The sequence below is a fragment of the Synechococcus sp. EJ6-Ellesmere genome, from assembly GCF_024345875.1.
In the GTDB taxonomy this organism is placed as follows: domain Bacteria; phylum Cyanobacteriota; class Cyanobacteriia; order PCC-6307; family Cyanobiaceae; genus Regnicoccus_A; species Regnicoccus_A antarcticus.
The window spans coordinates 1-9,194 of record NZ_JAGQBY010000124.1 but is presented as its reverse complement, the minus strand read 5'-3'; the positions used below and the strand labels follow the sequence as shown (position 1 = coordinate 9,194).

Annotated in this window: 6 protein-coding genes and 1 pseudogene; 1 reads left to right on the top strand and 6 read right to left on the bottom strand. The window is 58.4% G+C overall.

The annotated features are described in order from the left end of the window. Positions 1-129 precede the first annotated feature (129 nt). From KBY78_RS12990 to KBY78_RS12970, 5 genes are all read right to left on the bottom strand, one after another. On the bottom strand, positions 130-3,717 hold the full coding sequence (locus KBY78_RS12990) for a TM0106 family RecB-like putative nuclease (RefSeq protein WP_255143929.1): 3,588 nt from the start codon (positions 3,715-3,717) through the stop codon (positions 130-132). Between the two features lie 677 nt (positions 3,718-4,394). Further along, complete coding sequence (locus KBY78_RS12985; protein WP_255143928.1) at positions 4,395-4,586, bottom strand: hypothetical protein; 192 nt, start codon at positions 4,584-4,586, stop codon at positions 4,395-4,397. 53 nt (positions 4,587-4,639) lie between these two features. Beyond that, on the bottom strand, positions 4,640-5,338 hold the full coding sequence (locus tag KBY78_RS12980) for a 3'-5' exonuclease (RefSeq protein ID WP_255143927.1): 699 nt from the start codon (positions 5,336-5,338) through the stop codon (positions 4,640-4,642). 177 nt (positions 5,339-5,515) lie between these two features. Continuing rightward, positions 5,516-7,441 (bottom strand): ATP-dependent helicase, encoded by a 1,926-nt coding sequence (locus KBY78_RS12975; protein WP_255143926.1) that lies wholly within the window; start codon positions 7,439-7,441, stop codon positions 5,516-5,518. 66 nt (positions 7,442-7,507) lie between these two features. Continuing rightward, positions 7,508-7,711: a hypothetical protein gene (locus KBY78_RS12970; RefSeq protein ID WP_255143925.1), complete on the bottom strand. Its 204-nt coding sequence runs from the start codon at positions 7,709-7,711 to the stop codon at positions 7,508-7,510. A gap of 169 nt (positions 7,712-7,880) precedes the next feature. On the opposite strand from KBY78_RS12970, the gene KBY78_RS12965 reads away from it, so the two are divergent. Next, positions 7,881-8,471 carry a GIY-YIG nuclease family protein gene (locus tag KBY78_RS12965; protein WP_255143924.1) on the top strand — a complete coding sequence of 197 codons (591 nt, stop codon included), beginning with the start codon at positions 7,881-7,883 and terminating at the stop codon, positions 8,469-8,471. Positions 8,472-8,584: 113 nt separating this feature from the next. Here the strand turns inward: KBY78_RS12965 and KBY78_RS12960 are convergent. Continuing rightward, a pseudogene (locus KBY78_RS12960) lies at positions 8,585-9,194 on the bottom strand (hypothetical protein); the annotation flags it as partial.

The window sequence follows — 9,194 nt, the reverse complement described above, 5'->3', positions numbered from 1 at the left end:
CAGAGCGGCCCCAGGCTAGAACCAACGCAAGCGCACGGCCATCAGCTGTTCGCGGCAAGGGGCACACCACCATTTAAGTGTGTGGCCCCAGATCGATAAGCCCGCCGCTCCAGTGGCCGCCTGGTGGGCTCAGCTCTCAGCCATCAACCGGCACAGCCGGTTGAGCTGGATCACCTCATCCACCTGGGCGGCGATTCCGCTGGAGAGGGTGGGGCTGCCCAGCACCATCGACAGGCACTGCCCTCGGCTGATCGCCACGTTCAGGCGATGGGGGTCAAGCAGGAAACCCAGACCTCTTGGTGCCTGCTCGGCATCGGAGGAGGTGAGCGAATGGATCGCCACGGCAGCCTCCTGACCCTGGAACTTGTCCACCGTGCCGATGCGGGCCTCGGGGCCCAGGCGTCGCTTCAGGAGGGAAACCTGCACGTTGTAGGGAGCCGTGATCAGGATCTCGCTCCAATCGAGCACCCCTGATTCGATGCCATCGCGGACCGCGCGTTGGAAGGGTTGACCCCGCAGGGCCGCCACCAGGGCCGCCACCTGGTCCACCTCCTCATCAGAGCCGGTGCTGTTGCCGCTGTGCAGTGAGGGCAGGAACAGCAGTCCCTGGGCCGGCCCACTCCACTCCACCCGGTTGGCTGAGTTGGCGCGGGCTGCCGTGAGCTCTCCTTTGTAGAAGAGCTCGGAGACCACCTGCGCCAGCGGCGGCGCCATACGCCAGCTGGTGGCCAGGAACAGGCCCCGATCCGGTGGGACCACGGCGTGATGCTCCATCACGTAGTCCAGGCAGGACAGACCGCTGTCCCCCGGGTGAGCAGCGCGGGTGGGCTGGCTGAGCTGCTGCTGATCCCCCACCACCAGGATGTTGCGGGCACAGGACGCCATCGCCAGCAGGTTGGCCAGTGACACCTGGCCGGCCTCGTCGATCACCAGCAGATCAAAGGGTTCCTCCACATGCTTGGCGAACACGAAGACCGTGCCGCCCACCACCGCCATCTCCGGTCTTAGGTCCTTCTGCAGCACGCAGGAGATCCCTGTGCCATCGAACGCCTGCTCGTCATCTGGCCGAGGGGAGCTGCCGGTGCACTTCACCACCCTGGCCTTGCTGCCGTTGCTCTCCATCGCCACCTGGCAGCGCCGCAGCAGGTGATTGATCGCCGGATGGCTGTTGGAGCTCACCGCAACCCTCTGGCCTTGGGCCACCAGCTGCGTGATCACCTCCGCGGTGACGGTGGTCTTTCCGGTGCCCGGGGGGCCCTGCAACGCCAGAGCCACACCGTCGGCCGTAGCCAGGAACGACGCTAAATCGGAGGCCGTGCTGCCTGGGTCCTGGCGGGTGCGTGTGTTGATCGGCTCCAGCTCCGGCATCGCCCGGCGCTCGAACAGATGATGCATCGCAGCAGGCAAGGCCTGATGGTCATCCACCCAGCAACTGGCCTGGCGGGAAAGATGGTGCCTCAGGTGCTGGCTGATGTCGGGCGGAAACAGGATCAGATCAGTTCTCTCTGGGACGGAGATTGGCAGGCCGGCTTCGGCACGCTCACGCTCCTTTTTCCCAGAGAGCTTCAGCACAACCGTTCCGTCTTCGTCGTGCACCTGGGCAGCCAGGGAAACCTCCTCTCCAGGCAGATAGAGCCGCAGCAGGTTGCCGCCTGTATTCCGGAGTTTGAGCGGCTGCTCGGTGTCGAAGCGGTAAGTGAGCTCCTTGTGGGTCGCGCGGGGAGTCTGTTTCTCCTCGATGGACTCCAGGGTGGCAGCGGCAATCACCTCGGCATCGGCAAAGCGTTCGTCGGGGTTCTGCTCCAGCCGATCAAAGAAGGTCCACCACTCCACTTTGCGCTCGCGTAAATGGAACGGCAGCAACTGAGCCAGAAGGCGGTGCAAGCGAATGCTCAGCTCCCGCGGCCCCGGTTCCGCCTCGGCTGCCTCGATGGCAGCTGCCGCCGGATCATCCACACCTGGAGGCGGTAGCTGGGGCGTGTCCCGGCGTTCCGTTGGCAATTCTTCCAGCAGTATCTCAGAGGTGCGCATCAGGGTTTCGATCGCTTCCCGGTTGCGCTTGGCCTGGGAGCTCTCTGCAGCCCCGGCTAGACCGAACTCGGCCTCTTCCTCGAGACGGCCAGGCAGCACGAGCGGCCGATCAGGCAATCCCAGCAGGCGCCGTTGCTCCAGCAGAAAGTCATGCAGCCGGGCGGTAGAAAGGCAGTCATCCCGGTTGTAATCCTCGATGCCCTGCAGTCGTGGACTACCTGCGGGAGCTTCTCCGGCGATTTGCGGTTCACATGAGCGCAGCCATTCGGCGTACTGAACGACCGAATCCGCAGCCGTTTCCACCGCTCCATCCCGGGCCGGCTGATAGAGAAGCTCCACCTTCTTGATGGAGTAGCTCGGCGCGCCCAGCAACAGGCCATGGCGCACGATCGGATAGAGGTCCACCAGAACCCCCTCGCTGAGCCACTGATCGATCAGCCGTTCACGGGTCTGATGGCTCGCGGCGAGGGTGCCGAGGGCAGTTTTCTCATAACTGGCGTAGTGGTAGACGTGCAGGCCGGGATGGTGCTGCCGGCGCTCGGCGATCCAGTCGATCAGTCCTTCGAAGGCGGCCTTCTCAGCCGGCAGGACATGGGCCCACCAGGCCTTGAAGGCAATGTCAGTGCTGCCCGGATCGCGAAAGCACACCCCGAAGAGGTACTCAAGCTTGGAGCCTGTGATCGGATCGGGGTAGCCCTCCATGTCGAACCACACATCCCCCTCATCCGCCAAGGGCAGGGCGCAAAGGCCCCGCTCCTGCTGATCTGCAGGACGAACCCGGTAGGGCGGGCGGCCATCGGGCTGGGCTGGCGCGGTCTGGATCTCGGCTTGCGTGCGCAGCCGATCAAGAATCTCTGGATCCAGGCCGCTGACCTTGGTGCCAGCCTCCAAAGCCGCCAGGTCATCGATCGTGTGAATGCCGGCGGCACAGAGCTTGGCGCGCTGCGTGCGGCGCATCCCGGCCACCAGGATCAGGTCCTTCTTCTCCTCCAGCCTTTGGTCGATGAAGGCCGTCCACAGGCCGTGATCCCCAGGCTCATCTTCTGGCTCGCGCAACGGATCGAAGCTGGCACGGAAGTCGCGGTACCGCTGCCGGAGCTGCTCGTACCAGGCCCAGAAGGCGGAGGTGTCGTAGCTGCGGAAGCGCTTGCCCCCCAGATACAGACGGAACTGTTCAGGGCGGTGGCCCAGCAGTGGTTCCAGCAATTCGCAGTAGGCACAGGCCTGCACCAGGTAGATCGGCTTGGGATGGCTGGAGAGCTTGCATTCGATCGGGCGGTAACTCCAGCTCCCCAGCACTGAGGGTTTGTCATCTACCCGCTCAAGCAGGTCTGCCCAGCCGCGGATCTCGCCATTGCGCAGCGCTGCCTGATGGATGAACTGGCGGCCTTCTCGCATGGCCGCCAGGGTGTTGGCGTAGTCCTGCTCCTGGGGTGGGCCATCGGGATCCACAGGCTGCTGCCGGTGGACATCCGCCCCAGATGCTTCCAGGTCAGCCAGCAGCACCTCTTCGTGCTCAAGCCCAGAAGCGAAGAGCAGCTCATCGAGGCTGGTCACATCAGGGCGCTGCTCAGTGAAGAGCTTCTGGGCAGCCAGCTCCTCCCACCAGGCCCCGATCACCGGGCTGCGGCTGAACAGGGCCAGCTGCGACGGAGTCACCAGGCGGTCGGTGGTGCTGGAGCTCATGACGTCAGAAGCAACCTGATGCGGTACCCCACCGGGGCATCCGCAAAGCTAGGTGTGTAGAGCCACCAGGGTCGGCAGACCAGTTGAAGACGCCCTGCAGATGTGGGAGCGAAGGCACTCAGCATTTGAGGGGTCCGCACCAACAGCTCCTGGTCAACCCTTACCTCGGTCTGTCGCAAGCAGTGTCTTCAACGCCAGGCCGGGGTGATGGTGACCGACACCTTCTTCATGCGGAAACCCAACGATCACCAGAGTATCGACAGTCTTGATGCTGCGCTGCAGGTGCTCTCAATGAGCCCCCTGACCACAGGTGGGTAACAACTTCTAGGAACCAAGGACCAAGCAATCTCGCTACGCCATCCGAAACTGGCACCCGTGTCGTCTGCGCTTGGAATCTGAGCTGCACACGTCCGGGATCCACTCGGCAGGCACGCCGTAGCGAAAGAGCTCGTCTTCTGAGAGGTTGGATAGGGGCGGCTTGGGTTCCGCGGTTGGAACCGGTTCACTTGGGACGCAGAGGGGGATCTCAATCTCTCGAACGGATTCGGGGATTTTGACGATCTGGGCCGCAGCAGTGAGGGCATGGGTTTCGATCTTGCGCGGTGAGGCCCAGTCGTAGGCGGGGTCGTGATGATCGACGTAGCAGAGCATCACGCTGTTGTCGACGCGGTGAAAGATTACGCGTATACACAGCTGGCGCGGGCTGACCAGATGTGCTTGTTTCTGATGTTCTCCAGTCGGTGGCACTGCAGGCCAGGGTTGGCGGGGTTCATCTGCAATTCGAATGCGGCAAGCTTGGAAGCCTTCTGCTCCTCCGAGCTCAGTAGATCAAGGCTGGCCTGGAAGGTATCAGCAAGCAGCAAGGCCATTCAAGAATTCCTCAGCATGTCCAGAGACAACAGAGCAAGTAACACTGAAGGGATCACTTGACTGGCAGGCCATTCGCTGCTCGTACAATGTTCGCACAAGCCTCAGCATCTGAAAGAGCATTATGATGCTCCAAACGCAATCCAAGATACGAGCAGACGCTAGGCAGGTTAGCTGGGTTCAGTCGCCAAGTCTGCCTGGCAAGCTTGACAGTGCACAGGTATGGAGCGCTCGGTGGATCTAGCCCGTAGCTGGAGCAACATGCGTTCATGACACTACTGTCAAAACTCGCATTGTGAGCCGCTATAAAGCTCACATCATTGAATAGTGGTTTCAGCTCACTCCAAAGATCTCGAAATGTCGGCTCTGCCTTAACATCGTTCCAGGTGATGCCATGAATATCCGTAAACATGAAATAATTTTCTGGTGGCCTGATCAGGCGATAGGTTCGCGAAACGATCTCGAGCGATTCGACTCGAATAATCGCTACGGAACAGGCACTATTTCGAGAATTGTTGGCGGTTTCAAAATCTAATGCTACAAAAGAAGTTGCTTTGGATAGAGTTGGCAAGTTGCCGATCGATGCTTGTGATTGTCGACGTGCTCTAGTGGAAGGCGATCCATCGTGCTTCGGGGCCCAGCTAGCCTGAAGCAATACAGCTTCACCCTTTTTCAGGAAGAGCCGTTCGTCTCTCTCCAGGTTGGCAGCACCCCATTTTAACTTGTACTCCAATAGCGATTGATAGCGGCTCACGTCTGCCGCAGACCATCCCAGTGACATTAGTTTCTGAAGATCGTCAGACCGAGGATCGACCATTGATTCAGTTGAGCAAGTTCGACGTAAAGAAAATGCCGAATGAGCATGAGAGACTTTGCATGCTGCCTTGGGCTTGGTGTGAACCGACAACAGTCGGCGCTGTATTAATGTAGACTAGAATTCTATTCCATATGAACTTGCATCAATCTCGAGTGAGAGCGAAGGTGCTTTCACAGACTCAGCGTGCTTTACTTCAAGATCAACAAGGTATTCTGGCATATCCTGGAGAAAATAAGCGGATCCCTTTGGAATCCGTTGATATGAGGCAATCAGAGCCTTTGAGAGATTGAGTTCTACTTTCGCGCGAGTCAGAGCCACGTAGAGACATCGCCGCTCCTCTTCATAGTCGTCCTCGCTCTTTGTATAGGAAGGCGGATAATGACCAACCTGCAGAGCGGGAACATAAACAATATCAGATTCAAGACCCTTGGCCGAATGGATTGTTGAGACAATGACATGATCAGTATTGGGATCATTGTCTTTCTTGAAACCTTCGGTGAAAGGGTTCAAGGCGTAGCTCTCGAGGAACGTGGATACACTCTCTTCCCGTTCTGCAAGGGCTTGAAGGATTGGGATGTCAGCTTTCCTGCCTGGCCACTCATCCCGATAGAGCCTCGTGAACTCATCAGCAAGAACAGTTGCAATGTCACCGATAAGTCCTGCAATGTTATTTGAAATTCTCTGGGAGATCTCCTGAATAGCCGATGCTGGTCTTATGAACTTAGGCTCAGAAGTCATCAACATGGTGATCCGCTCAGCAAGAACCGACAAATCAGCCAGCCTGAGGATTAATTCCGATGCACTCTCGCTGCCGATTCCCGGAAATATCTGGAGGTAACGCAACCAGGCAATGTCGTCTAAGGGATTATGGAGGATCCGGAGTGTAGATACGATGTCGCGAACATGGCGTGCCTGAAGGAATGAGAATCCGCCATAGTAGGTAACTGGTATCCTTCTTTTTATCAATGCCGAATCAAGGGCTTTGCGCCAGACTGATGAGCGGAAAAGAATGAGGTTACTGCGAAACGGAATACCCCGTCCATGGTCCTCAAGGATCTTGTCTGCAATGTACTCAGCTTCCTCAAAAGGATCAGAAAAGACACGCATGATTGGCTTTGCCCCACCGAGTTCTGACCACAACTCCTTGCCATAGTCGATCGAACTTTCGCGGAGAAGCCAGTTGGAGATTCCCAGGAACTCATTTGGAGAACGATAGTTCTGGGTAAGAGTGAGTTTTTCCGAATCAGGAACCAGCTCAGTGAAGTCATGGATAAAGCGATAGTCTGATCCACGGAACGCGTAGATTGCCTGAGCATCGTCTCCTACGCAGAAGAGTCTGGTGTGCCCGACCAGGGGCTGGAGGAGTCTCCACTGGAGGGGGTTTGTATCTTGCATCTCGTCGACTAGGACCGAGTCATAAGATCCGCCGACAGCCTTGGCTACATCTGGATTCTCGAGATTCCTGGCAACAACGTCCAAGACATCATCGAGATCCAGAAGGTTCTGTCGACGCTTGGCCGCTTGATAGTCTATAAAGATCTGCTTGATCTGCTCGTAGTACGGCTTGTGCTTGGGCAGGTATTGATCGATATAATCGCCAAGCCTCTTGGATGAGTTTCGGCAGAATGAGTAGATAGAACGCAGTTCAGGGGCCTTGGGGAACTCTTTGGGTCTCCTGCCGCGGAACATGCTCATCATGTCCTTCTGATCTTCGGGGTCAATGATTGTGTAGGCCCCTTCGGCATCATTGGCAATGATGCGTGAACACCAAGAGTGAAAAGTAGAGGCGTTGACCCTCTTGCCAGTATCTCTACCAGCATAATGGGCGATTCGACTCACGAGTTCCGCAGCAGCCTTGCGCGTGAATGTGATGGCAAGAATACGTTCCGGTGCTGATCCTGACTCCAATAGGTGGCAAATCCGTGCCACCATCGTTTTTGTCTTACCTGTACCCGCTCCTGCAACAACCACGATATTTGGCGATGCGGAAGTGACCGCTGCAAGCTGCTCCGCATTGAGTCCCTCCTTGTAGTCCTGCATCGTTAGAGATTGCGCATCGGTCTAGGGAGGCGGGTTTCAGGAAAGATGTAACCTCTTGGCTGCCTTTCAGGTGGCCTTGGTTAAGTGTAGCGCCAGAGTCGATTCCGGTTCTTCTCGTGGCTTGTTGATCCACACTCCCTCTGGCTGGCGCCAGCAGCGGGTGGCTCGGCTCCAGCGACTTGGATGGGCCTGGCGGGCCTTCTCGTAGAGCTTGGCGCGCTGCCGGCAAATCGCAATGGTGGTCATGCTCTGCCGGTGCGGCGGGCTCATCCGCCTCCTCACATCAGCCTTAACAGCCTCGCTGTAACGACGCATTGGTCATGTCCTCAAGCCCCCGATGTACGGATGAGAGAGGCGTCAACTTTCCAGGCAGATGGGGCTCTCGTCCAGGCAAGGAACTGCGCGCTCAGTTACTATGCCAAAACTGCTCTAGTCTCCAATGACCAATTACGTGTATCTCAAGAGGTGGTCACTGCCCGGCGGCACCGCTTGGCACAAGATCGGAATCACGAATAGCCCTCTTCGACGTGAAGCCGAGCAGAATGTACTTCCAGTGCCAGCTGAAACACTCGCCTGCGTCAATGTTGGCGACCGAAGCAAAGCTTTCGCGGTTGAGACCGCTATTCGCCGTATGCTGATCAAGCAGAACATCACAGGCGCTGGCAACCGAGAACTGTTTCACTTGGAAGAAGAACAGGTAGCCGCATTGCTGACACTTCTTGATGATGCAGCCAACGGTAGTTTCACCCCTCCTCCAGTGCCTGATGTCGCCACAGCTGAGCGACGCCGTGTGACTCCAATTACAGGGCTCTTCACGTTCGCCTCCTATAGGCCAAGTGAGAGCAAGCCTGAGCACGTTCAGCAGTGGGATGCGATTAGGGACCGCATCTTGAAGGAGGGTCCCCTTACATTTGAACAACTGGTGACAACCATTAAAGGGCTTGTCAGCGATGCCCAGCGGGCACGGGGTGGCGCGCCTGCAATGGTGCGCTACATGATCAAGCAACTAGGGGCACTGGTGCCCGCCTGATCACCCTGCCATTTCAACAACCTCCAGCAAGCTATGTTAATACTCCTCAATCCCTGGGTATGTAAAAAAGGCTGCACGGCTATGGAGGGGTCGGCGTATGCAATGCCGATCATCTAACGGCCCAGACGTGCAGCTGCCCGCTCGAAGGCATCATCCACCACGTCATCGCCGCACCATTTGCTGTACGCCGCCAGGTGTGTCTCGACGCTGTGGCCCATAGCCGCAGCGGCCACCTTCGGCGGCAGTTCGCAGATCAGATGCGCACGGTGGGCATAGCCATGCCGGGCTGAATACAGAACCAGCTTCTCTCCTGCCGCCTCGTATTCCCGGCGCAGATCCTGCCAGCGCTGGCGCCTGCGCATGTGCAGGCCCAGATCTTCTGCGCCATACCCAGGGCGCATCGGCGGGAGCTCCTGGGTCTTGAACCGCTCCACAAGCTTCCAATCCTCAGCCCAGTCGTCGCATGGCAGCAGCCGCAGCGGCCTGGGCTTTGTCTCACCCCGGCTGGTGCTCTTGCGGTAGGTGCACCACAGGCGGCCGTCGCGCACCTCGAGGTGCTGCAGCTCCTCGGGCCTCAGGCCATAGGCCGCCAGTAATTGGAAGGCGAATCGCCACCTGGGATCCGTGATGGCCTCGACCAGCTCCAGGATGTGCTTCACCTCAAGCGGGGTGATGATTGCCTTTGCCTCCCGCTTGCGGCCCACAAACGGGTCGAGGTCGAGT